The 320-nt window shown below is 36.6% G+C and carries 1 protein-coding gene; it reads left to right on the plus strand.

All coding sequences use genetic code 11. From position 1 onward, the window contains the following. On the plus strand, nt 1–320 hold a 320-nt coding region (locus tag LPB88_RS23770), incomplete at both ends, for a hypothetical protein (protein ID WP_230718295.1).

Genomic DNA, 320 nt, shown 5'->3' on the forward strand with positions numbered 1-320 from the left:
ATTCGTGGTTTCCGCATCGAACTTGAGGAGATCGAGACTGCAATTTTACAGTATTCTGAGAATTTAAAACAAGTTGTAGTAGAGGCAAAAGAATCCAACCATGAGAAGGTTCTGATTGCTTATTTTACAGCTTCAGAAAGTATAGACAAATCAGAATTACGCGCTTATCTTCAAGGAAAATTACCCGATTATATGGTTCCTGGTTTTTATATTGAACTGGATGAGTTACCGCTGAATCCAAATGGAAAGATTGATCGTAAAGCTTTACCAGGAGTAGAAGGAGAAGACCTTATACGAGGAGAATATGTATTACCAAAAAA

The sequence above is a fragment of the Flavobacterium sp. JAS genome (assembly GCF_020991455.1).
Taxonomy (GTDB): Bacteria; Bacteroidota; Bacteroidia; order Flavobacteriales; family Flavobacteriaceae; genus Flavobacterium.